18 protein-coding genes and 3 pseudogenes are annotated in these 24140 nt (G+C 63.9%); 2 read left to right on the plus strand and 19 right to left on the minus strand.

Annotated features, from left to right (window positions below; genetic code table 11):
* The first annotated feature begins 37 nt into the window (after nucleotides 1-37).
* Nucleotides 38-2197 carry a putative bifunctional diguanylate cyclase/phosphodiesterase gene (locus tag Q9R34_RS07775; RefSeq protein WP_485893021.1) on the plus strand — a complete coding sequence of 720 codons (2160 nt, stop codon included), beginning with the start codon at nucleotides 38-40 and terminating at the stop codon, nucleotides 2195-2197.
* A 33-nt stretch (nucleotides 2198-2230) separates the two neighbouring features.
* Here Q9R34_RS07775 and Q9R34_RS07780 read toward each other — a convergent pair whose 3' ends face one another.
* The 19 genes and pseudogenes from Q9R34_RS07780 to Q9R34_RS07870 form a co-directional block, all read right to left on the minus strand.
* Nucleotides 2231-3073, minus strand: coding sequence for an oxidoreductase (locus Q9R34_RS07780; RefSeq protein WP_485893022.1), 843 nt, complete (start codon nucleotides 3071-3073; stop codon nucleotides 2231-2233).
* 117 nt (nucleotides 3074-3190) lie between these two features.
* Nucleotides 3191-4969 carry a thiamine pyrophosphate-requiring protein gene (locus Q9R34_RS07785; RefSeq protein ID WP_485893023.1) on the minus strand — a complete coding sequence of 593 codons (1779 nt, stop codon included), beginning with the start codon at nucleotides 4967-4969 and terminating at the stop codon, nucleotides 3191-3193.
* A gap of 56 nt (nucleotides 4970-5025) precedes the next feature.
* On the minus strand, nucleotides 5026-6987 hold the full coding sequence (locus tag Q9R34_RS07790; RefSeq protein WP_485893024.1) for a hydantoinase B/oxoprolinase family protein: 1962 nt from the start codon (nucleotides 6985-6987) through the stop codon (nucleotides 5026-5028).
* 2 nt (nucleotides 6988-6989) lie between these two features.
* Nucleotides 6990-9041 carry a hydantoinase/oxoprolinase family protein gene (locus tag Q9R34_RS07795; protein WP_485893025.1) on the minus strand — a complete coding sequence of 684 codons (2052 nt, stop codon included), beginning with the start codon at nucleotides 9039-9041 and terminating at the stop codon, nucleotides 6990-6992.
* Between the two features lie 16 nt (nucleotides 9042-9057).
* The gene (locus tag Q9R34_RS07800; protein ID WP_434122995.1) at nucleotides 9058-9504 is read right to left on the minus strand and encodes a GNAT family N-acetyltransferase; all 447 of its coding nucleotides are present in this window, start codon (nucleotides 9502-9504) and stop codon (nucleotides 9058-9060) included.
* A gap of 189 nt (nucleotides 9505-9693) precedes the next feature.
* Nucleotides 9694-9813 (minus strand): annotated as a pseudogene (locus Q9R34_RS07805) (type II toxin-antitoxin system mRNA interferase toxin, RelE/StbE family); the annotation flags it as partial.
* 78 nt (nucleotides 9814-9891) lie between these two features.
* Nucleotides 9892-10089: pseudogene (locus tag Q9R34_RS07810) on the minus strand (type II toxin-antitoxin system RelB/DinJ family antitoxin); the annotation flags it as partial.
* Nucleotides 10090-10099: 10 nt separating this feature from the next.
* A complete protein-coding gene (locus Q9R34_RS07815) occupies nucleotides 10100-10612 on the minus strand; it encodes an Lrp/AsnC family transcriptional regulator (RefSeq protein ID WP_033749932.1) in 513 nt (170 codons plus the stop codon).
* A gap of 141 nt (nucleotides 10613-10753) precedes the next feature.
* Nucleotides 10754-12070 carry a 4-aminobutyrate--2-oxoglutarate transaminase gene (gene gabT, locus Q9R34_RS07820; RefSeq protein WP_434122994.1) on the minus strand — a complete coding sequence of 439 codons (1317 nt, stop codon included), beginning with the start codon at nucleotides 12068-12070 and terminating at the stop codon, nucleotides 10754-10756.
* A gap of 113 nt (nucleotides 12071-12183) precedes the next feature.
* A pseudogene (locus tag Q9R34_RS07825) lies at nucleotides 12184-13318 on the minus strand (M20 aminoacylase family protein).
* Nucleotides 13319-13323: 5 nt separating this feature from the next.
* Nucleotides 13324-14250 carry a 2-hydroxyacid dehydrogenase gene (locus tag Q9R34_RS07830; RefSeq protein WP_485893026.1) on the minus strand — a complete coding sequence of 309 codons (927 nt, stop codon included), beginning with the start codon at nucleotides 14248-14250 and terminating at the stop codon, nucleotides 13324-13326.
* Nucleotides 14250-15098 carry a GNAT family N-acetyltransferase gene (locus Q9R34_RS07835; protein ID WP_485893027.1) on the minus strand — a complete coding sequence of 283 codons (849 nt, stop codon included), beginning with the start codon at nucleotides 15096-15098 and terminating at the stop codon, nucleotides 14250-14252. The genes Q9R34_RS07830 and Q9R34_RS07835 overlap by 1 nt, the downstream gene beginning before the upstream one ends.
* Before the next feature lie 139 nt (nucleotides 15099-15237).
* On the minus strand, nucleotides 15238-16902 hold the full coding sequence (locus Q9R34_RS07840; protein WP_485893028.1) for an ABC transporter ATP-binding protein: 1665 nt from the start codon (nucleotides 16900-16902) through the stop codon (nucleotides 15238-15240).
* A complete protein-coding gene (locus Q9R34_RS07845; RefSeq protein ID WP_434122990.1) occupies nucleotides 16899-17747 on the minus strand; it encodes an ABC transporter permease in 849 nt (282 codons plus the stop codon). The genes Q9R34_RS07840 and Q9R34_RS07845 overlap by 4 nt, the downstream gene beginning before the upstream one ends.
* Entirely contained in the window at nucleotides 17744-18700 is a 957-nt protein-coding gene (locus Q9R34_RS07850; RefSeq protein ID WP_434122989.1) for an ABC transporter permease, read from the minus strand. Before Q9R34_RS07850 ends, Q9R34_RS07845 begins: the two co-directional genes overlap by 4 nt.
* Before the next feature lie 24 nt (nucleotides 18701-18724).
* Complete coding sequence (locus Q9R34_RS07855; protein WP_485893029.1) at nucleotides 18725-20311, minus strand: ABC transporter substrate-binding protein; 1587 nt, start codon at nucleotides 20309-20311, stop codon at nucleotides 18725-18727.
* Nucleotides 20312-20353: 42 nt separating this feature from the next.
* Nucleotides 20354-21631 (minus strand): NAD(P)/FAD-dependent oxidoreductase, encoded by a 1278-nt coding sequence (locus Q9R34_RS07860; RefSeq protein ID WP_485893030.1) that lies wholly within the window; start codon nucleotides 21629-21631, stop codon nucleotides 20354-20356.
* A gap of 10 nt (nucleotides 21632-21641) precedes the next feature.
* Nucleotides 21642-22310 carry a haloacid dehalogenase type II gene (locus Q9R34_RS07865; protein ID WP_434122986.1) on the minus strand — a complete coding sequence of 223 codons (669 nt, stop codon included), beginning with the start codon at nucleotides 22308-22310 and terminating at the stop codon, nucleotides 21642-21644.
* A 28-nt stretch (nucleotides 22311-22338) separates the two neighbouring features.
* Complete coding sequence (locus Q9R34_RS07870; protein WP_434122985.1) at nucleotides 22339-23808, minus strand: aldehyde dehydrogenase family protein; 1470 nt, start codon at nucleotides 23806-23808, stop codon at nucleotides 22339-22341.
* On the opposite strand from Q9R34_RS07870, the gene Q9R34_RS07875 reads away from it, so the two are divergent.
* Nucleotides 23807-23998: a hypothetical protein gene (locus Q9R34_RS07875; RefSeq protein ID WP_485893031.1), complete on the plus strand. Its 192-nt coding sequence runs from the start codon at nucleotides 23807-23809 to the stop codon at nucleotides 23996-23998. The genes Q9R34_RS07870 and Q9R34_RS07875 overlap by 2 nt on opposite strands.
* Nucleotides 23999-24140: the final 142 nt, after the last annotated feature.

Below are 24140 nucleotides of genomic sequence, written 5' to 3' on the forward strand. Positions count from 1 at the left end.
TATTAACTGATATGTCATTGCTACGTGAAAAACCAAAATGATTAATAGCGCCAAACTTTCCGCGGGCCTGCGCAGCAGTTTTATTCGTGAAGTGCTGCTGCCGCTGGCGGCGATCCTGCTGCTGACGCTGGCGGGCGCCGCAACCGGCCTTTTTCTCAGTACCGCTATCACTAACCAGAAAGCGCAGGCGCAGCAGCAGCGCATGATTGAGGCCTCTTTTGCCCAGAGCCTGGCGGAACATCAGCGCCAGCTGCAGAGCCTGTCGCGCTGGACGCCGCTGCAGACGCATCTCGACGCGGCGCAGCCCGATTTGCGCTGGCTGGATGATAATGTCGGCCGCTGGCTCTACGAGATGTTCGGCCACCAGCTGATTATGGTGCTGGATGAGGCGCGTCGACCGGTGCGGACATGGCGTAACGGCGTGCTGCTGACCGATCCGGCGCGCGATGCTGGCGCGCAGGCGATTTTAGCCAGCGCGCAGCTACGCGCAGCAGCGCAGCAGGAGGCGGCGGATCTCGCCCGCGTCAACGAACGCGTGGCGGCGCTGGCGACGGGTGCCATCCGCCGCGAGGCGCAGGCCGCGCCCCGCTTCATGCTGGTGAGCCTGAAATATCTCGACGACGGCTTCCTCGCCGCCCTGGCGGAGCGCAGCCAGCTCAAGGGGCTGCACTTCTCCGACCCCGGCGCCCCGCCGGTCGCGCCGGCGCGCTTTATGCTGACCTCGCAGACGGACGGCGAGGTCGGCTATATCAACTGGGATCCAGCACGGCCCGGCGCGGAGATGCTGCGCGCCATCGGTCCCTCAACCGGCATTGCCGTGCTGGTGGTGACGCTGCTCTGCCTCTATATGGTGCGGCGGCTCTGGACCTCTTCCTTTAACCTGTCGCAGTCGATGCTGAAGCTCGGCGCCAGCGAAGCGCAGGCGCTGCACCTGGCGTTCCATGACGTGCTGACCGGCCTGCCGAACCGCGCGCTGGTGGAGGATCGCCTGACCCAGGCGCTGGCGCTGGCGACGCGCCACGAGCAGCGCGTGGCGCTGATGCTGATTGACCTCGATCGCTTTAAAAACATCAACGATACCTACGGCCATCACGCCGGTGACGAGCTGATTATCGCCGTGGCCCATCGTCTCGCCAGCCTGATGCGCCCCTGCGATACCGTGGGGCGCATTGGCGGCGACGAATTTCTTGTGGTGATGCCGGAAGTGGACAATATCGGACAGGTCGAGGCGCTGGCGCAGCGTATTCTCGACGCGCTCAGCCAGCCTTTTCCGCTGTTTGGCAGCGAAGTGTGGAGCGGCGCCAGCATCGGGCTGGTGCTGGCGCCGAAGGATGGGGTCGATCGTCAGGAGCTGGTGCGCAAAGCGGATATCGCGCTCTACGAGGCGAAAAGCAGCGGGCGCGGCAAATACCGGCAGTTTGAACGGGTGATGGACGAGTCGATCCGCACGCGGCAAAGCATCGCCGCCGATCTGCGCGCCGCGCTGCAAAACTATCAGGGCCTGGCGGTCTGGTACCAGCCGCTGATGGATATTGACGGCAAAAATATGGTGGCCGTCGAGGCGCTGCTGCGCTGGGATCATCCGACGCGCGGCGCCATTCCGCCGGGCGACTTTATCGCTATCGCCGAAGAGACCGGGCTGATTATCCCGCTGGGCGAATGGGTGCTGCGCGAAGCCTGCCTGACGCAGCAGCGCTTTCCCGATTTGATGGTGGCGGTGAACGTCTCGCCGGTGCAGTTCCGCGCCACGGGGTTTGTGGCGCGCATGGTGGAGATCGTGCGCGAAAGCGGCGGCGATCCCCAGCGGATTGAGCTGGAGATCACCGAAGGAGTGCTGATAGAGGATGAGCATGAGGCGCGCGCCATTATCATTGCGCTGCGCGACGCCGGTTTCCGTATCGCGCTGGATGATTTCGGCACCGGCTACTCCAGCCTCAACTATCTCAGCACCTTTCCGGTGGACAAAATCAAGATCGACCGCTCCTTTACCCAGTCGCTGGGGGTGGCGGAGAATTCGGTGGCGATTATCGAGTCGGTGGTGAAGCTGGGACATGCGATGGGGCTGACGGTGACGGCGGAAGGGGTCGAAACGCCGGGACAGATGAACGCGCTGGCCGACGCGGGCTGCAATCAGCTGCAGGGTTATCTGTTCAGCCAGGCGGTGCCGCTTGAGCGGCTGGGCGACTGGATGCGCTAAAACAGGCGCGCTGGCAGCCAGCGCGCCTGTCAGCTATTCCGGGAAATCGGTGTCGACAGCGGTCTGCTTCCAGGCTTCAATCTGCGCCAGCCGCTCTTTCAGCTTTGCCGTCACCGCGTCGTAGCCCCAGGTGCCCATCACCAGATGGCGCGGCGGATCATCGCGCTCGGTAATGGCAATCATCGCCTGCGCCGCGCGCGCCGGATCGCCCTTCTGCGTGCCGCTGTATTCTGAGGTCGCCTTCATGCGCGCCGCCGCGGTGTCGGCGTACTCCGGCAGCCTGCTCGGCGTCTGATGCAGCGAGCGGCCAGCCCAGTCGGTGCGGAACGGGCCCGGCTCAACGCAGGTGACGTGAAGGCCGAGCGGCGCGGTCTCCTGCGCCAGCGAATCGGACCAACCCTCGACCGCGTGCTTGCTGGCGGAGTAGTAGCCGGAGCTGGCGAAGCCGATAAAGCCCGCCACCGAGGTAATATTGATGATGTGGCCGCGGCGCTGCTGGCGCATGGTCGGCAGCACCGCGCGCGTCAGGGCGAACAGGCCGAAAACGTTGGCGTCGAACTGATCGCGGATCGCCTGCTCCTCACCCTCTTCCACCGAGCTCTGATAGCCGTAGCCGGCATTATTCACCAGCACGTCGATGGTGCCGAATTTTTCCAGCGCCGCCCTGACCGCGCCGTCGATGCTCTGCGACTGTGTGACGTCGAGCGCCACCGCCAGCGCGTTGCTGTGGCCTTCCACCAGGTCGGCGACTTTCGCGGTGTCGCGCGCCGTCACCACCACATTGAAGCCGCGCGCAATGGTCTGCTGCGCCAGCTCGCGACCAAAACCTGTCGAACATCCTGAAATAAACCACACCGGATTGTTATCTGTAGCCATGAGTGACTCCCAAACTGATTGGTGGCGAATCGCCTGAACCCCGACGCGAACGGCCTGGGGAAAGAGAGTGGGTAAGCGTAGCGGCCCGCGACCGGGCCGCTTAACGCTTCGTGCCTGTTACTTTTTGTGCAGCAGCTGGCTGGCGGTGTCGCTGATGATCTGCGCCGCGCCGCGATCGCCCTTCGCCATTGAGCTCATAAAGGCTTTCGCCTGTTTAAAGGTGATGTGCGGCGGCAGCGGCGCCACTTCCGGATCGGTTTTCACCTCCAGCACCACCGGACGATCGGCGCTCAGCGCGCGTCGCCACGCATCTTCCAGCTCATCCGGGTTGTCGACGAAGATGCCCTGCAGGCCAAGCGACTCGGCAAACTGCGCGTAGCGCACGTCCGGCAGCTGCTGCGTCGCCTCGAAGCGCGCATTGCCCTCCATGACGCGCTGCTCCCAGGTGACCTGGTTCAGATCCTGATTATTGAAGACGCAGACGATAAGGCGCGGATCGCGCCACTGCTGCCAGTATTTCTGAATGGTGATCAGCTCCGCCATATTGTTCATCTGCATCGCGCCGTCGCCGACCAGCGCCACCACCGGTCGGTCGGGATGGGCAAATTTCGCGGCAATGGCGTAAGGCACCGCCGCGCCCATGCAGGCGAGCCCGCCCGAGAGCGTGGCGCGCTGACCCTGCTTGACGCGATAGTCGCGGGCGAACCAGTTGGCGCAGGAGCCGGAATCGGAGGTGACGATGGCGTTGTCGGGCAGCTGCGGCGACATCTCCCAGACCACGCGCTGCGGGTTAACCGGGTTCGCAGGCGCGTGGGCGCGATCCTCCATCACTTTCCACCAGTCGCGCACCTGCACCGCAATCTTCTCCTGCCAGCTGCGGTCCTCTTTATGCTCCAGCAGCGGCAGCAGCGCGCGCAGGGTCTCCGCCGCGTCGCCGTGCAGGTTCACCTCACACGGATAGCGCAGGCCAAGCATCGCCGGGTCGATATCAATCTGCACCGCACGCGCCTTGCCCTCTTCCGGCAGGAACTCGGTCCAGGGGAAGCCGCTGCCGATCATCAGCAGCGTGTCGCAGTTCTGCATCAGCTCCCACGAAGGTTTGGTGCCGAGCAGGCCGATAGAGCCGGTGACGAAGGGGGCGTCGTCCGGCAGCACGTCTTTGCCGAGCAGCGCCTTGGCGACGCCCGCCGCCAGCACGTTGGCGGCCTGCACCACTTCCACCGCCGCGCCGCGCGCGCCCGCACCGATGAGAATGGCGACTTTTTTTCCGGCGTTGAGCACCTCGGCGGCGCGCTGCAGGTCAGCCTCATAAGGCACCACTTTCGGCCGCTGATAGCCTGGGCCGGAGTGGGTAAAGCCGTGCAGATGCTTCGGCGCTTCCCAGGGTTCGTCCTGAATATCCTTCGGCACGATCACTACCGCCACGCCGTTTTGCGCTTTGGCGATGCGCACGCCGCGATCGACCAGATGACGCACCTGCGCCGGCGCGGCCGCCTCCTGCACAAAGTTGGCGACGTCGGCGAAGACGCGATCCAGGTTCATCTCCTGCTGATAGCTGGCACCGCGTGCCGTCACCTCCGCCTGGCCGGCAATCGCCAGTACCGGCGCGTGATCCATTTTGGCGTCGTAGAGGCCGGTCAGCAGATGGGTCGCCCCTGGCCCGCCGGTCGAGAGGCAGACGCCCAGCTCGCCGGTAAACTTGGCGTGCCCGGCCGCCATAAAGGCCGCCATCTCTTCGTGCCGCACCTGGATAAATTCAATGCCGTCGCCCTTCTCATTGGCGCGCTGAATGGCGCCGAGCACGCCGTTGATGCCGTCGCCGGGATAGCCGTAAATACGGGTCACGCCCCAGGCTTTTAGCCGTTGCACAAAGAAATCGCTGGTTTTCATGCTCATCGTTGTCCCCTCGGTGATAATCCGTGTCAGAGAGTAAGGGTAGACGACAATCCGGCCTATTCGCCTGCTAATGCGGGAAAGCGCAGCCGTAACTCGCTGAATATTTGCGCCATATCCGCCGCTTCCCCTGCCTGCTCCACGGCGCGAAACACCTCGGTTTTGAGAAAATGACGCCAGCTGATCGGCGCGGCGGCGAGAAAGAGGGTAAGCGAACGGTAGCGCTCCGGCGTCCAGATCGCCTCAAATGCCTGGCGCGCCGCGCCGTGATGAAAATGCGCCTCGACCTGCTGCGGCATCGCGGCGCGCAGCTGCGCCGTCGCCGCCTCGTCCAGCTCGCCGTCCGCTAGCGCCACGCCGTACTGCGCGCGCGCCGCCGCCGCGCTGAGGAAGCCGCAGCGCACGTCATTGAGCACCGCCTCAACGTCGCGCTGCGACGGCAGCCCATAGCCGCCCGCCCCTGGCCCGCGCACCTCGACCACGTCGCCCGGCTGGCAGTGGATCACGTCGCGGTTGCCGTGCTCCAGCGTCTTGCCGTCACGCAGGGTGCGAAAATGAGAAAGCCCGCCCGCGCGGCCGCCCGCCGCGCCCGCCGAGACGAACAGCGAGCGGTTGCGGTTGCGCGCGGTGACAGTGGTTTCCGGCGTGAAGATCTCAAAGGCCATTTCGGTTGCCAGCCCGCCGCGAAAGCGTCCGGCGCCGGCGCTGTCGGCCGCCAGGCCGTAGCGCAGGAAGCGGATGGGCACCTCCGCTTCATTGATCTCAATCGGGGTGTTTTTCAGGAACGCCGACAATCCGCCCGAGCCGTCCGGTCCGTCGTGGCGCGGCGTGCCGCCCGCGCCGCCGCCGACCGGCCCGAGCGAGGCGACCACGCTACGGTTGCGCGCGTCCAGCGTGCGGATATTCATAATTGAGTTGCCGCCCGGCGAGTTCGCCGGAAGCCGCGTCGGCAGCGCCAGCGAAAAGACGCCGACGGTGGCGATTTGCGACAGCGCGCAGGTGAGCGAGCGCATGCCGACGGCGGCGGGCGCTTCGCAGTTCATCACCGTGCCCGGCGGCAGGATGGCGCGGGTCGGGCGCAGCGTGCCGGCGTTCAGCAATAGCCGCCGGTCCAGCGTCGAGAGCACATAGGTCACCCCCACCAGCGCCAGCGGATGGCGCTCGCGCCCGCCGGTCGGCATATTCAGCGACGAGGCGAGCTGCGGATCGCTGCCGGTATAGTCCAGCTCCAGCGTCTCTTCGCGCACCCGCAGCGTAACGACGATGCGGCAGGGATAGCCGCCTTCGCCATCTTCATCGGCGTAATCGGCGTAGACATATTCGCCGTCGGGAATGGTGCGGATAATGGCGCGCGCCTGCTGTTCGGCGTAGTCGAGGATGCCTTCGACGCCCTGCAGGAAATCCGCCGCGCCGAAGCGAGCGACAATCTCGTGGATCTTGCGTTCGCCGATGTTGACCGAGGCGATTTGTGCATTAAAGTCGCCCCAGTTCTGTTCCGGCACGCGCACGTTAAGCCGCAAAATGCGCGCCACATCCTCGTTTAGCTCGCCGTTGCGCATGATTTTCAGCGGCGGGATGCGAATGCCTTCCTGCACGATATCGGTCAGCGAGCGCGACAGCGAGGCAGGTACCGCGCCGCCGATATCGGTATTGTGGATATGACCGACCACAAAGCAGAGGATTTCGCCGTGGTAAAAGACCGGCTTCCAGATATGAATATCGGGCGAATGGGTGGCGACGTTGCCCGCATAGGCGTCGTTGGTAATGCAGATGTCGCCTTCGTCGTAGTGGTCGATCAGCGTCAGCACCGGCGCATAGTCGATGCCGCTGTACCAGGGCGCGCCAAAGCTGCGCGGCGAGGCGAACGCCAGCCCGTCCCGGCTGACGATTTGGCAGGAGAAATCCTCCGTCTCCTTCACAAAGGTGGAGTGCGCGGTGCGCATCAGGGTAAAGGCCATGGCGTCGGCCGCCGCCGCGCAGTAGTTGGCGAGTATTTGCAGATTACGTCCGTCGATAGCCACGATTACGTCTCCTCGCTCAGCGGGGTAATTAACAGATTGCCGAAGCTGTCCACCTCAACCTGCATGCGCGGCGGCACGCAGGTGGTGCAGTCGTCCTGCGCCACGATAACCGGCCCGCGCAGCCGATGGCCGGGACGCAGCGTCGCGCGCAGCACCAGATCGACCTGATGAAAGGCACCGTCTATCCACGCCTGAACCTGCTTCGCCACCTGCACCGGCCCGCTGGCCGCCGCAGGACGATTCAGCGCGGGCTTCGGCGTGGGCGAGGCGATAACCAGCCGCAGGTTGATAAGCTGCACCGGCGCGGCGGCGTCGCTGTGGCCAAACAGCAGGTGATGCTGCTGGTCGAACGCCGCGTGCAGCGCCGCCACGTCGGCGCTCGCCAGCCACGCCGCCTCCAGCGGGACGTCGATTTCGAACGACTGGCCGCGATAGCGCATATCGGCGCTGAACTGCAGCGTAAAAGGCAGCGCCTTGCCGTGCTCGGCCGCCAGCCAGTCCTGCGCCCGCTGGCTCAGGCTCTCCGCTTCGGAGGCGAGCCGGTCCGCCAGCTGCGCGTTGAGATCGCCATACAGCGTGCGGATAAAGTCGTTGCGGATATCCGCCACCAGCCCGCCCAGCGCCGAGAGCACGCCCGGCGTTGGCGGCACGATAACGCCTTTCATATTGAGTTCGCGCGCCAGAAAACAGCCCATCATCGGCCCGGCGCCGCCGAAGGCGAGAAACCAGAACTCGCGCGGATCGAGGCCGAAGCGCGACAGCAGGCCGCTGGTGTCGCCGTACATGCTGGAGATCGCCAGTTCGATGGCGGTTTCGGCGGTTTGCTCTACCGAGACGCCCAGGCGATCGGCCAGCGGCTGCCAGGCGGCGCGCGCAGCGGCGACATCCACCTGCACGGCGTGGTAGCCGAGATCGCCATGGCCGATCATGCCGCAGGCGGCGAACGCGTCGGTGGCGGTCGGCTGGGTGCCGCCGCGCTGGAAGCAGACCGGGCCGGGCAGCGAACCGGCGCTCTCCGGCCCCATCTGCATCACGCCCTGCTCGTCGATCCACGCCAGCGAGCCGCCGCCCTGCCCGACAGAAGTCACCGCCACCGACGGGATATAGATCGGGAAGTCGCCGATGATCTCGCCGTTGCCCTGCGCCACCTCACCGTTAACGATCACCGCCACATCGGCGCTGGTGCCGCCGATATCCAGGCTCAGGATGCGGTCGAAGCCGCAGGCGCTGGCGAGATAGCTGCCGCCAATCACGCCCGAGGCGGTGCCGGAGAGCACCATCTGCACGCATTCGCGCTTCGCCTGCTCGACGCCCATCACGCCGCCGTTGGATTTGGTGATGCGCGGCGGCGTGGTCACGCCTCTGGCGCGCAGCGCGCCTTCAAACTTCTCCAGATAGTTAATCACCATCGGCTGCACGTAGGCGTTGATGGTGGCGGTGATGGTGCGCTCATATTCGCGGATAATCGGCCAGATATCGGCGGAGCAGGAGGTCAGCAGGTCGGGCGCGACCTCTTCGACGATCGCCTTCACCGCCGCCTCATTGCACCGGTTGCGATAGCTGTGCAGCAGCGCCACCACAATGCCCTGACAGCCTGCCGCGCGCGCGCCCTCAATAGCGGCCAGCACGCTACCGCGATCCACAGGCTGCAGCACCTTGCCGTCGCGGTCGGTGCGCTCGTGAATGGCGAAGACGCGGTCGCGGCTAATCAGCGGCGCGGGCCGGCGAGAGAAGAGATCGTGGATATGGGGAATTTTCAGCCGCGCCAGCTCCAGCACGTCGCAAAAGCCGGCGGTGGCGAACAGCGCCAGCCGGACGCCGCGCCGCTGGATCACCGCGTTGATGCCGACCGTGGTGCCGTGGGTAAAGTAGCCAATCTCTGCCGGATCCAGGCCATCGCGCTCGGCGAACTGCGCCAGTCCGGTGAGAATTTCGCTGCCCGGCGCATCGGGCCGCGACAGCACTTTCAGGGTATGGATCTGATTGGTTTGCCGATCCAGCACGGCGAAATCGGTAAAGGATCCGCCAATATCCACGCCAACGCGGTAACGCATCTGTGTCACTCCAGAGTCAGGAGGGAGGGAATTCCATCAGCTTGTGCGGCTCCTGCACCACGCGCCAGCCAAGCCGCTGGTAGAGCTGATGGGCATCGTTTGTCGACAGCATCCAGCGCCGCACCGTGGCCAGCTCCGGATGCTCGCGCACGCAGCTTGCCAGCCAGCTGCCCAGGCCATGTCCGCGCCACGCCTCATCGATAATCACGTCGCACAGCCAGCCGAAGCGGGTGTAGTCGGTAATCAGGCGACCAAAACCGATTTGCGCGTCAACGTGATAGAGCCCGAAGGGCAGCGATGCGGCGATTGCCCGCTCGGTGGCGGCGCGCGTTTGCCCTTTCGCCCAGTAAGACCGCTCGGCAAGCTGGAGGTGGATCCAGTCCATATCCAGCCGCGTTCGTTTAGTTGAAAGGGTAAAATCGTCGCGCTGCCAGAGATGGTCGGCAATGATCGGTGCGGTCATAAATAACTCCTTGTGGCGACATGGGCTTATAGTAAGCGCGCGGCATCAGCCGACGCGGCTGAAGAGACGCGGTGAACCGGTCAAATGCGGTGAAAAAAGAGTAGAAAAGAAATTTTATGCTGCGTGAAAGAGGCTGGCTGCGGGCTTAATAAGGCCCCATTGCGGAGCTGAACAGAGAGAGGCGCTTTGTTAAAACAGGTCGGCGTGCGTGCCGGTTCTTTCGAACCTGACTCGCTCATTTGTGATTTTGTCGATCAGTAGCCAGTCGGGTTCAATATGCGCATCTCTGTAGCCGTTATAGTTGCCCTTCCGTCTTTGTAGAACTGGCTTGAGTAGGCAATTTCCCTTTGCTTATCCATGAGGTTTCCTTCTCGTCGCGATGCCCTGCTAAATGCCTGACTGGTCAAACAGATCCTTTTCATCTTTCGCTTTTTTCACGCCTTTCCCTTGCTCACTCGCTTCGATACTGCTGGCTGTGATGTCATTGGGAATGCGCATAGCAAAAGGCAGCGCCTTTTCTTTGGCGACCTTAGTCAGGGTGATGCGTACCAGGTCAGAGACGGTTAATCCCATTTCAGCCAGCACGCGTTGAAAGCTACAGCGCCCCCAGCACATCATTCTGACGGGTAATCAGAGAGCGCAGCGGCACGCTGCTCTTCATGACCGGCGATTTGATCACGATATAGCTGAAGTATTTGTCGATGCCGATTTGCGCATCCAGCATCTTTTCTATCACTTCCTGATAGTGCTCAATGCTGCGGGTGATAAAACGCAGCAGATAGTCGTAGCCGCCGGTAATCAGATGGCACTCCATCAGCTCGTCCACGTCGCGCAGCGCGCTCTCAAACTTCATAAAATCTTCGCGACGATGGCCGGAGAGCGTCACTTCGGTAAAGACCGTGACCGAGTCGGTGATTTTGGTGAGATTGATATGGGCTTCGTAGCCGGTGATAAAGCCCGCCTGCTCAAGGCGCTTGACGCGCTGCAGGCAGGGGCTGGGCGAAAGTCCCACGGCATCGGCGAGATTAACGTTGCTGATACGGCCATCTTTTTGCAGTTGCACCAGGATGTTGATGTCGATGCGGTCAAGTTTCATTAAGCCGTTCATACCACCCCTCATTGTTAACCAATTGTGCAGGACGTGCTGATGGTATAACACGCTTTGCGCCGCCAGCGCCAGCGGTAACGCGCGCGTTATCCATCAGTAAAAATTATAATTATTCCAGCAATATCAATGAGGAAGATAGCGTCAGCCCAGACGACCGGTAGCGCGCGCCAGCGCAATATCGAAAATATGCAGCGCCTCCTCCAGCTGTGAATCGGTGGTAACCAGCGGCGCCAGGAAGCGCACCACATTGCGCTGAACGCCGCATTTGATCAGCAGCAGCCCTTCCTGACAGGCGCTGTCGAGGATCTTCTGCGTCAGCGCGGCGTCCGGCTTGCCGGTTTCAAAATCGAGGATCTCCACCGCCAGCATAAAGCCGAGGCCGCGCACGTCACCGATGCAGGCGTACTTCTCCGCCAGCAGCTGCAGCCGCGCCAGCAGCTGTTCGCCCAGCACATTCGCCCGCGCCAGCAGGTTGTCGTGCTCCAGCAGATCGAGCACCGCCAGCGCCGCCGCGCAGCCCAGCGCGTTGCCGCCGTAGGTGCCGCCCAGGCCGCCCGGCGTCGGCGCATCCATGATCGCCGCCTTGCCCACCACGCCGGAGATCGGCAAACCGCCGCCGAGGCTTTTCGCCACCGTGACCAGATCGGGTTTGATATTCAGGTGCTGGAAGGCGAACATCTTGCCGGTGCGGCCAAAGCCGGTCTGCACCTCATCGCAGATCAGCACGATGCCGTGCTGCTCGGTAATGCGGCGCAGCGCCTGCATAAACGCCGGTCCGGCTGGCAGGAAGCCGCCGTCGCCCTGCACCGGTTCGATAATGATCGCCGCCACGCGCTCCGGCGCGATCTGCACGGCGAAAAGCTGTTCCAGCGCCTTCAGGCAATCCACCTCCGTTACGCCGTGCAGCGGATTAGGAAACGGCAGGCGATAGATATCCGCCGGGAACGGGCCAAAATTCTGCTTATAGGGCTGGCTCATACCGGTTAGCGTGACGCCAAGCAGCGTGCGGCCGTGGAATGCGCCGTCGAAAGCAATGACGCCGGAGCGGTTGGTGTGCGAGCGGGCAATTTTGATCGCGTTCTCTACCGCCTCTGCGCCGCTGGTAAAGAAGACGCTTTTGTACGCCTCGCCACCGCCCACCAGCCGGTTAAGGCGCTGCGCCAGCTCGATGTAGCCCGGGTAGGCCACCACCTGGAAACAGGCGTGGGAGACCAGGCCCAGCTGACGCGTTACCGCATTGACCACCGCCGGATGGTTGTGCCCGACGTTGAGCACGCCGATACCGCCGACGAAGTCGAGATAGCGGTTGCCCTCGACGTCCCAGACTTCGCTGCCTTTTGCCCGCTCAATCACCAGCGGGTGCGCGGTGACCACCCCGCGAGGCACATTCTGCTCGCGCGCGTCCAGCAGCAAACTGTTGTCTGAATAGGTCTGTTGTTCGGCCATGATATTCTGCATTTTAAACCCTCATCCACGTAACGTTCGGTTGGCTCAAGTATCGCAACCCACTGGTTTCGCATGCTGCCGTTATGGGTAGTGCTGCGGCATATCCTGTCAAAATGCGTGCCCTTTCAGCAGGGAAATTTCTTAACGCAGCGCGCGTCGGGCGAGCGCTGTCCAGGCGCGCACACCATAAGGGATGAGCGCGTCATTAAAGTCGTAGGCGGAGTGGTGCAGCGGCCGAGAAGGCGCGGAGCCGATCCAAAGATAGGCGCCAGGCTTCGCCTGTAGCATAAAGGCGAAATCCTCCGAGGTCAGCGCGGGCTGTCGCGCGACGCTGGCGGTAAAGCCCGCCTCGCCGAGCGCCTCCAGCGCCAGCATCGCTTCAGCGTCGCTGTTGATGGTCGCCGGGTAGTAGCGTAGATAGCTGACCTCGGCTTCCAGCCCGTGCGCGGCGGTGACGTGGCGCGCCATCTCGCGCAGCCGCGCTTCAAGCCTCTCCTGCGCCGCCGGGCTAAAGGTGCGCACCGTGCCGGTTATTGACGCTTCCGCCGGGATCATATTGTGCGAAAAGCCGCCCTGTATGCGCGTCACGCTCAGCAGCGCCGCCTCGCAGGGATCGATGGCGCGCGCCACCAGCGTATTAAGCTGCACCACCAGCTCGCTGGCGGCCAGCAGCGTGTCGCGCGTCAGATGCGGCTGCGCGGCATGGCCGCCGCCGCCCTTCACGGTAATATCGAAGCGATCCGCCGCCGCCATGATCGCGCCGGGCCGCGTCTGCACCTCACCGAGCGGCAGTTCCGGCCAGTTGTGCAGCGCGTAGACCGCGTCGCAGGGGAAGCGGCTGAACAGGCCGTCGTCGATCATCGCCTTCGCGCCCGCCAGCCCCTCTTCCGCCGGTTGAAAGATAAAGCAGAGGGTGCCGCTGAGATCCTCGGCGTCGGCCAGCTGCTGCGCCGCGCCGAGCAGCATCACGGTATGGCCGTCGTGGCCGCAGGCGTGGCAGAGGTTTTCCGCCCCGCTTTTCCAGGGGGCATCGCCCTGATCCTGCATCGGCAGCGCGTCCATATCGGCGCGCAGGCCAATAACGCGCGCACTGTCGCCGCGCCTCAGCACGCCGACCACGCCGGTCTGGCCGATGCCGCGATGAACCTCCAGCCCCAGCTGATGCAGAAAGCGCGCCACGATGTCGCTGGTGCGCCTCTCCTGATAGCCCAGCTCCGGGTGGGCATGCAGATCGCGCCGCAGCGCGATAAGTGCGTCAATGTCCATTAATACCCTCGTGCACGGTCGATCAGACCAGTCATGGGCTCGCCGCGCTGATAGCGACGCAGATTCTCCAGCAGCGCGGCGACGGCGCTCTCGTTTTGCGTCTGGCTGGCGATGTGCGGCGTCAGCCAGATGGCGGGATGACGCCACAAAGGATGCGACGGCGGCAGCGGTTCGGGATCGGTGACGTCAATCACCGCCGCGCCGAGCTGGCCGCCGTCGAGCGCCGCCAGCAGATCGGCATGATTAAGCTGCGCGCCGCGTCCCGCCTGCACCAGCGCCGCGCCGGGCGGCAGCTGCGCAAAGAGATCGCGGTTAAGCAGGCCGCGCGTCTCCGCCGTTAACGGCAGCAGGCAGACCAGAATGTCGCAGCGCGTCAGGAACTCCCCCTGCTGCGCGGCGCCGTGAAAGCACCGCACGCCGTCAAGCTGACGCGGCGTGCGGCTCCAGCCTGCGCAGTCAAAGCCGAGCGAGACCAGCTGGCGCAGCGCCGCCTGGCCCAGCTCGCCCAGCCCCATCACGCCGACCCGGCGCGCGGCGGCGGGCGTGACGCTGTGCGCCTGCCAGCGTGCGTCACGCTGCTGATGCAGGTAGCGCACCATATCGCGATGGATGCCGAGCACCGCAAAGGTCACGTACTCCACCATGCCCTGCGTCAGCCCCGGCTCAATCATGCGCACCACCGGCAGGTCGGGCGGCAAGGCGGCGAGATCGAACTGGTCCGCGCCCGCGCCCACCGACAGCAGCGCTTTCAGGTTGGGAAAGGTTTCCAGCAGCCTCTCCGGCGGCTGCCAGGCGATCAGTATCTCCACATCCAGCGGATCGCCGATGTCGGGCCAGAGATGCAGCTGAATATCGGGCGCGTGCTGCGCCAGCCACTGTTGCCAGAATGCGCCGCGCTGGGGATCCGATTTATAGAGGATATGCATCAGGCCATCGCCTGGGTCATCAGGCCGAACGCCTGCATCGCGCCCGCTGGCGGCGTCCAGGGCGTGCCGCGCACCATGGTGGTGGGGTTATCTACCTGCGCCAGGCCGAGCGTGGCGAGCCAGGGAGCCAGCGGCAGCGCGGCGTCGGTGTCGATGCGGACAAATTCGCCGCGCAGCCCCTGCATCAGCGAGGCGACCAGCGCCTGCGCCGTCGGAAAATCCTGCGCGATCGCCGGCCCAATGGCCCAGCCGTGGCCGAAGCGGCGCAGGCTGGCGAAGCCGCGGACGTCACCCTGCGCATCCTCCAGCAGCACCGTCTGATGCTGGTTAATCAGGTGGTCGATCAGCCGTGGACGCAGCATGCCGTGCGCCTGCTGGTCGAGGGCGGTGAGGATCGCCGCGTCCTGCGCCTGCGCGCGGCGCAGCGTTAATCCTGTCGGGATAGCCACGGGCGGCACCGCCTCCAGCGCCCGCGTCTGATGCTGGAAAATCTGCCCGGTCGTCACAAAGCCGAGCTTTTCATAGAGCCCTTTGCCCATCTCGGTGGCGTGCAGCCGCACGTTATAGTCGGGCACTTTTTCCAGCAGGGTCAGCATCAGCTGTTTGCCCAGGCCGCGCCCCTGCTGCTGGCTATCGACAATCACCAGCCCGATAGTGGCGGCGCGTTCGCCCCAGCGCCAGAGGATGGCGCTGCCGAGCAGTCTGCCCTGCTCCTCTATTACCACGCCCTCGCCGAAGGTCATCGCCTGCTGCCAGTCCTCGCGGCGGTGCGGCCACTTCAGCTGCTGCGTCATGGCGTAGCAGGGTTCGATATCGTGCGCGTTCATGGCGCGAAAAGTTGTGGTCATGCGTTGCTCCTTACATCATGCCAGGCATTTCAGGCGCGCCGCCTTCTGCTCTGTGGCGGCGCGATAGCGTGTGGGATCGGCGAGCGGCGCAGCCGGTTTCGCGGTCCGCTGAGAGAATGGCAGGCAGGCGCGCCCTGCGCTATTCCGCCTTAAGAATCTCTTCGTGCTCATCCAGCCACCCCTGACGCAGCTCCGGCACCGCGCGCTTCAGCCGCTCGAAGTAGAGCTCGCTGGTGGGCTTGTCGTAATCTTCCCGCGCCAGCTGGGTGACGATGCGTCCCGACTTCATCACCACGATGTTGTCGCACACCGCGCGCACCGCGTGCATATCGTGGCTGATAAACAGCACCGACAGGCCCAGCTCGCGCCGCAGCTCGCTGATAAGATCCAGCACCGCCGCCGCGACCACGGTGTCGAGCGCCGAGGTCACTTCGTCGCACAGGATCAGATCCGGCTCCGCCGCCAGCGCGCGCGCCAGATTAACGCGCTGCTTCTGCCCGCCGGAGAGGGCCCAGGGCCGCCGCCACAGCACGCTACGCGGCAGCTTCACCAGATCGAGCAGCTGGTGCAGCCGCTGGGTCAGCGCCTGGCCGCGCAGGCCGTGAAACAGCGCCAGCGGCCGCGACAGGATGCGCTCGACGCTGTGCGCCGGATTGAGCGCGGTGTCCGCCATCTGAAACACATACTGAATGCGGCGCAGCTCGTTGTCAGGCCGCTTATGCATATCGCCAGCAATATAGTGGCCGTTAAACAGCATATGGCCGTGACAGGGGGCGTTGAGCCCGGCGATAGCGTGCGCCAGGGTGGTTTTACCCGATCCCGACTCGCCGATAATGCCGATCGCCTGCCCTTTCCACAGCTGGAGATTGATATCTTCGAGAATGCGGATTTTCGGCTGGCCGTCGCTGCCGCGCGGGCCGTAGCCGGCGGAAAGATCGCGCACCTCCAGCAGCGGCTGCCGCTCGCCGCTCGCCGCGCGCCACGGGCTGGGGCGCTCTTGCTGCCGCGCCGCGTCCATCAGCAGCCGCGTGTAGTCCGCCTGCGGCGCGCCGATCAGCCGTTCGGTGGTGCCGTACTCGGCGATCTGGCCGCGCAGCAGCACCAGAATGCGGTCCGCCATCTGCGCCACCACCGCCAGATCGTGGCTGACGTAGATGGCGGTGACGCCGCGCTGCGCCACCACGCGACGAAACGCCTTCAGCACTTCCACCTGGGTCGTGACGTCGAGCGCGGTAGTCGGCTCGTCGAGGATCACCACATCGGGATCGCCAATCAGCGCCATCGCGGTCATCAGGCGCTGCAGCTGCCCGCCGGAGACCTGATGCGGCCAGCGGTCGCCGATGGTGTCGGGACTGGGCAGCGCCAGCTCGCGGAACAGCGCCACCGCTTTGGCTTTCGCCGCCTGGCGCGTCATGGTGCCGTGGATCACCACCGGCTCGATCACCTGATCGATGATCTTCATGCCGGGGTTAAACGAGGCGGCGGCGCTCTGGGCGATATAGGCGACCTTGTTGCCGCGAAAGGCGCGCAGCTGCTGCGGGTTCAGACTGTTCACGTCGACGCCCGCCACGTGAATATTGCCCTCGGCGATGCGGCAGCCGGGACGGGCATAGCCCATCAGCGCCATGGCGATGGTGGTTTTTCCCGATCCCGATTCGCCAATCAGGGCGAGCACTTCCCCTTTCTGCACGGTAAAACGGATATCCGACACCAGGTCGATCGCATCTCCCTTGTCGCTCTGCGCCGTGACGCGCAGCTTTTCCACCGAGATGGCTGGCATTGCAGTATGCGGCATCACGTTCATACGCCCTCCTTCGCCAGCGTCAGCGGACGCATCTGCTGGAGGCTGTCGATAAACAGGTTGGCGCCGATGGTCAGGCTGGCAATCGCCAGCGCAGGCATCAGCACCGCCGGCGAGCCGTCAAACAGCCCCTGAATGTTTTCGCGCACCAGCGTGCCCCAGTCGGCATAGGGCGGCTGGACGCCGAGGCCGAGAAAGCTCAGGCCGCTCAGCAGCAGCACGATATAGACGAAGCGCAGGCCGAAATCTGCCAGCATCGGGTGCACCATATTGGGCAGAATGTCATGGATGGCGATATACCAGCGGCTTTCGCCGCGCAGCCGCGAGGCGCGTACGTAGTCCATATTGCGCAGGCTGCCCGCCATGGCGAAGGCGATACGGAACGCGCCCGGCCAGTAGGTAAAGATGGCGGTGAGCAGCAGCATCGGCAGCGACGAGCCAAACACCGCCACGATCATCAGCGACAGCACCTTGCCCGGCAGCACCAGCATGGCGTCGTTGACGCGGCCGAGGATCTCCTCCAGCCAGCGGCCGGTCACCGCCGCCAGCAGCGCCAGCAGCGTGCCGATCAGGCTGGCGCCGATCGCCGCGCCCAGCGCCAGGCCGATAGAGAACTTCGCGCCGTAGAGAATTCGGCTGAGAATATCGCGCCCCAGCCCGTCAGTGCCGAGCCAGTTATCGGCGGTAAAGCCGCCGAACAGCGGGCCGCCGCCGATATCTTCGACGTTGTGCGGCGCCAGCTGGTTGCCGAACAGCGCCATCAGCAGCCAGAAAAGGGAGACCGTCAGGCCGAGCCGCCCGGAGATCGACAGCGACTGAAAGAAACGAACGGGAAGTAAGGTATTCATGCGCTTCTCCATTTCGGGTTGAAGGCGATGGTGAGCACGTCGGCCAGCAGCAGCAGCAGCAGATAGCAGCCGGCGAACAGCATCACGCAGAACTGCACCACCGGCAGATCGCGGTTGCTGACCGCGTCCACCAGCTGGCTGGCGAGGCCGGGATAGCTGAAGATGGTTTCGATAATGATGACGCCGCCGAACAGATAGGAGAGGCTGAGCGAAATGGCGTTGGCGATAGGGCCGACCGCGTTAGGCAAGGCGTGGCGCAGCACGGCGCGCAGCGGCGAAACGCCTTTCAGCAGCGCCATCTCCAGATAAGGGCTGTCGAGCTGGTTGATAATGGCGGCGCGCGTCATGCGCGCCATCTGCGCCACCAGCACGCAGCAGAGCGTCAGCACCGGCAGCGCGTAGGCTTTCAGATAGCTGACCAGATCCATATTAGGCGAGCCGAAGGACATGGCCGACACCCAGTGCAGCTTCACGGCGAAGATCAGCACCGCTACCGTCGCCACCAGGAACTCCGGCACCGCCACCATCGCCATCGTGCTGACCACCAGCGCACGGTCAAGCAGCGAGCCGCGCGCCATCGCCGCGGTAATGCCAATCAGCAGCGCCAGCGGCACGCAGATCAGCGTGGTGATCGCCGCCAGCTCAAAGGTAGCGGGAATACGCTGCGCCACCAGCTGCATCACCGGCAGGTGGCTGGCGAACGAGGTGCCGAAGTCGCCCTGCAGCATGCCGCCCAGCCAGCTGAAATAGCGCAGCAGCAGCGGCTGATCCAGCCCAAGCTGGGCGCGCAGCGCCGCCACCGTCTCCGGCGTGGCGTTTTGCCCCAGGATCATCTGCGCCGCGTCGCCCGGCAGCAGGCTGGTGATAAAGAACACCACCGCCGAGACGATCAGCAACGTCAGGAGGCCAGCGCCGGTGCGTCGGGCGATCAGGAACAGCATGTATCGGTTCATCGGCGTTCTCCTGTAAAGAGAGGGTTAAGCGGACAGCCAGGCAAACTCGTGAAAGCGATAGCCCATCATCATGCCGGATGGCCAGGCTTCGACGCCCTTCACCTTTTTGCTGTAGCCGTCGGTGGAGCTGATAAAGGTCGGGATAATGGTGCCGCAGTGGTCGTAGATCAGCTTCTGCATATCGCCGTACATCTGCTTGCGCTTCGCCTGATCCCGCTCCCCGCGCGCCGCCACCACCAGCTGGTCGAACTGCGCGTTCTTCCAGCCCGACTCGTTGTTGGGCGCGCCGGAAAGGTAGAACTGCGAGAAAAGCATATCGAGCGTCGGGCGTGGGTTGATGGAGCCGTAGCCCACCGGATCCTTGGTCCAGTGCGTCGACCAGTAGCCGTCATAGGGCACACGGCGCACCTTGATGTTGAGGCCCGCGTTGCGCGCCATCTGCTGGATCATCTGGCCGCCCTCGACCGCGCCTTCGATGTTCGGCGTGGTGATAATTTCGACCGTTGCGCCCGTCATCCCTGCCTTCCCGATGTGGAATTTCGCCTTCTCCACGTCAAGCGGCCGCGGCTTCAGCTCGGCGTTGTAGAGAGGATGCCAGGGCGGCACCGGCGTATCGTTGCTGACGTCGCCGTAGCCCTGCAGCACGGTTTTTACCAGCATCTCGCGCGGCTGCAGATATTTCAGCGCCAGCACAAAATCTTCGTTGCTGCCGGGCTTGATATCGGTGCGCACAATCAGGTTGGTGTACATGCCCGACTTGCTCTCCAGCACGCCGAAATCGCTGGTGGCCTTAATGCGCTTGCAGTCGTTGGCGCTCAGGGTCGAGACGATATGCAGGTCGCCCGACATCAGCGCGTTGACGCGCGCCGCCTGGTCGGTGACGCCCAGCAGCTCTACCTCGTCAAGATGCGGCAGGTCCGGCTTAAAGTAGTGGGGGTTTTTCGTGCCGACCGAGCGCACGCCCGGGGTAAACTCTTTGCAGACGTAAGGCCCGGTGCCGATGCCTTTGGTAAAGTCTTTGGTGCCATCCTGCACGATCAAAAACGGCGGTGCGGCGAGGATATAGGGCAGATCGAAGTTCGCCTGGCTCAGCACCAGCTGCACTTCGTTGTCGTTAACGGCGCTGATGGTCTTGAACTGCTCGGCAATTTTAAAGGCGTTCGAGGCGACCGCCGCGTCTTTATGACGGCTCAGCGAGTAGACCACATCTTTCGCGGTCAGCGGCTTGCCGTCGTGGAAGGTCACCCCGCTGCGCAGCTTGATCTGCCAAGTGACGCCGTCGCCGGAGTCGAGCGACGCGGCCAGCGCCGGCAGCGCTTTGAGATCTTTATTCAGTTCGGTCAGGCCGTTGTAGAACATACACTGGCGGGTATAGTCGCCGCTGTTGTTGGCTTTGGCGGGATCCAGGGTATCGGTGGCAGAGGCATTGGCCATGGCGGCGCGAATTTTGCCGCCTTTCACCGGCGTGTCGGCGGCGAAGCCCAGCTGTGGAAAGCCGATAATGCCGCTGCTCATCACCGCCCCGGCGGAGAGCATTTTCATCAGGCCGCGGCGCGACAGCGTGCCTTCGGTCAGCATGCGCGTCAGCGCATTATTATCATTTTGACTCATCTGCGTACCCTCATTTAAGGTTCAGCCCCTGGAATGCAAGCATCAAGAGAAGCGATCTTTGGCTTTGTAATAGAGTCCGGCCAGCGGCAAAAACCATGGCTTGCCGTGATAGCCTGGCAGTGCGGGCCAGGCGTCGCGCTGCCAGGGGTTGCGGTTGCTTTTTTCAGCGATGAGATCCGCCATCACCGCACCCATCCACACCGACATCTGGGTACCGTGTCCGCTGTAGCCCATGGAGTAGAAGACCCCATCATGCTCGCCCGCGTGCGGCAGCCGATCGGCGGACATATCCACCATGCCGCCCCAGCAGTAGTCGATGCCCGCCTGCGCCAGCGGCGGAAAGAGGCTGGCCAGCGTTCCCTGCAGAATTTCACCGCTGCGCGAATCGGAGGTAGGATTGCTGACCGCGAAGCGCGCGCGGCCACCAAATACCAGCCGACGGTCGGCGGTGGTGCGGAAGTAGTTGCCGAGGTTGAGCGAGGTAACGTAGGTGCGATCCTGCGGCAGCACCTGGCGGATCAGCGCGTCGCCCAGCGGCGCCGTCACCACGATAAAGCTGCCCACTGGCACGATGCGGCGCTGGAACCAGCGGAACGGCCCGACGTTGGAGCAGCCGGTCGCCATCAGCACTTTATCGGCGAGGATTTCGCCTCTGGCGGTCTGCACCCGGTGGCGATAGCCGTCAAGGCGGGTTAAGCCCGTCACCGCGTGGTGCGGGAAAATTTTCGCCCCGCTGCGCGCCGCCGCTTCCGCCAGGCCGATGCCGAATTTGCCCATATGCATCTGGCCGCCGCGCTGTTGCAGCAGCCCGCCGTGAAAGGCGTCGCTGTCGACTTCGCGGCGAATGTCATCTTTGCCGATGAGCTCGATCTCGGGGTCCACGGTGCGGCGCATCAATTCCCAGGCCTCGCGCAGCCCGGCGAAATGGGACGCCTTGCTGGCGAGCTTGAGCTTGCCGCACAGGCGAAAATCGCAGTCGATCTGCTCGTTGCGCACCAGCTGTTCGACGTAGCTCACCGCATCGTCATAGGCGCGGTAGAAGCGCGTCGCTTTCTCTATGCCCTGGCTCGCCACCAGCGAGGCGAAGTTCTGCGCCACGCCGGTATTGCAGTGGCCGCCGTTGCGCGCCGAGGCCTGGCTCATCACCTCGCCGCTCTCAAGCAGCACCACGTCGAGGCCGCTGCGCGCCAGGCTCAGCGCCGCCGAGACGCCGGTAAAACCGCCGCCGATCACCACCACATCGGCGTGCGACGGCAGCGAGCCTGCCGCCGCGCCCTGAAACGGCGGCGCGGTGGCCTGCCAGAACGATTCGAGTTTCATAGCGCGATCCTCAGAGTCCGACCAGGGCGGGCAGTCCGCCGATGTCAGGGATTTCGGTATAGCCGTAGTAAGGGTTAGCCGGTTCATGACCGCGATTTACCCAGGCTTTATGGGTGATGCCGAGATCGTGCGCCGTCATCAGGTCGTAGCGGAAGCTGGAGGAGACGTGCAGGATCTCTTCCGGCCGACAGTTAAGCTTCTGCAGCATATATTCAAAGCCTTTCATCTGCGGTTTGTAGGCGCCCACCTCTTCGGCGGTAATCGCCAGATGGATCGGCGCGCCCAGTCGCGGAATATGGTGCGGCAGCAGATCCTTCATCGAGTTGCTGAGCAGCACCAGCGGGAACTCGGTCGCCAGCTTCGCCAGCCCGGCCGGCACGTCGGGGTGCGGGCCCCAGGTGGCGCAGTCGGTGTAGATATAGTCGCTATCCGCCTTATCCCATGCGACGCCCCACTTTTTGCAGGTGCGCTGTATCGCATTGCTCACCACGTCGTAATAGGGCTTCCAGGCGCCCAGCACTTCATCCAGGCGATAGCGGGCGAAATCGGTAGTAAAGGCCTGCACCTCTTCTGCCGCCACGCGATCGCTAAAGCAGCGCGCCGCTGCGCCTGCCATGTCGAAGTTAATCAGCGTGCCGTAACAGTCAAAGGTGATGAATTTCGGTTTAAACAGTGCCATGACGCGACCTCGTGTTGATCAGGAAAGGTTAAAAATCGATAAGTACGCTTTTCTGGCGCTGGCAGGCCTGAAACGCCTGCCGCCCCAAATCTTTGCCGATGCCGGATCCGAGAAAGCCGCCGGTGGGAATGATGAAATCGCCGGAGCGGCCGTAGCGGTTGACCCACACGGTGCCCGCCTCGATAGCGCGTATGGCGCGCATCGCGCGCGGCAGGCTCAGGGTATGCACGCCCGCGCACAGGCCGTAAATCTCATGCGCCGCCAGCCGTAGCCCCTCTTCTTCCTCGTCGAAGGTCTGCACCGTCAGCACCGGGCCAAATATCTCCTGCTGCACCGCCGGGTTATCCTGCGCCACGCCGCACAGCAGCGTGGGCTGCCAGAACCAGCCGTCGCGGGTGTCGGCGAAACGCTCGCCGCCCACCAGCACTTCCGCGCCCTGCGCTTTCGCGGCGGCCACCACCGACGCGACTTTTTGTCCCTGCCGCTCGTCGATCAGCGGCGCGTAGCGGCTGTCGCCATGCCAGGTGACGCCAGGCCTCACGCTGCGGCATAAGGCAGCGAGGCGATCGAGCAGCGGCGCGGCAATCGCGCGCTGCACAATCAGGCGGGTGCCCGCCACGCACGCCTGGCCGCCGTTGGCGGTAAAGCCGCGCAGAATGCGCTGCGCCAGCACCTCGATGTCGCCCGCGTCGTCAAATACCAGCTGTGGGCTTTTGCCGCCCAGCTCCAGCGTCACCGGCTTCATGCCGTGCTGCGCCACGTCGCTCATGATGCGCGAGCCGGTCAGCGTCGAGCCGGTAAAGGAGACTTTGCGCACCAGCGGATGGGTCACCAGCGCGTGGCCGGTCACCGCGCCGCTACCCTGCACGATGTTAAGCACGCCGGCCGGCAAGCCGGCCTGCACCGCCAGCTCCGCCATGCGCACCGTGGAGAACGGCGTCAGCTCAGAGGGTTTGAGCACCACGGCGTTGCCCGCCGCCAGCGCCGGGCCGCACTTCCAGGAGGCCATCGACAGCGGGAAATTCCACGGCGTAATGGCGCCGACCACGCCGTACGGCTCCGCGATCAGCATGCCGAGGCTGCTGTCGCGGGTAGGAAAGAGATCGCCGCTGTACTTGTCGGCGCACTCGGCGTAGAAGCGGATTGCTTCGGCGGTAAACGGAATTTCATGCTGCGCCACGTCGCTGATGGGGCGCGTGGAGCCGAGCGCCTCCAGCTGCGCCAGCAGGCTGTCCTGCTCGATGAGATCGGCCCAGCGGCGCAGCACCCGGCCGCGTTCGCGCGGCGCGCAGCCCGACCAGCCGCTGGTTTTCAGCGCCTGGTGCGCCGCCTGCACCGCGCGATCGACGTCGGCGGCGTCAGCCTCATGCAGCGTGGCGTAGACTTTGCCGTCCGACGGGCGTTTTACCGCGAACGCCGCACCCTGGGTCTGGATGTGATGGCCGTCAATATAGTGGCCGACAGGAAGCGAAACTTTTTCAGGGTCGAAACTTAACATGGATAAATCCTTATTTGTTACACCCGTCAACCATTATGGAATTAGCGCGCTGGCAGGGCTTATATTCAGCGCGAATAAGCTCATGACAAAAGGTAATGCAGAAAGTATGCCAGCCACCCGAAAAATTAAAATGCGTTTAAAACTGCGCAAAAAAATTTTCTGCCGTATTGAAAGCGGAAATTTTGCGTAATTGCCGAACCAATAAACAAATGATTTGGCTCACAAATTTCATGCATTGCCGTGGTGCATTGCGCATGAAACTTGCACTAAAATGGCCAGCGACGATAAAAACCCGACACAGCGCACAAAATAAAAAAGCGTTTGCCGCAGGT

Source organism: Enterobacter sp. BRE11 (assembly GCF_031844285.1).
In the GTDB taxonomy this organism is placed as follows: Bacteria; Pseudomonadota; Gammaproteobacteria; order Enterobacterales; family Enterobacteriaceae; genus Pantoea.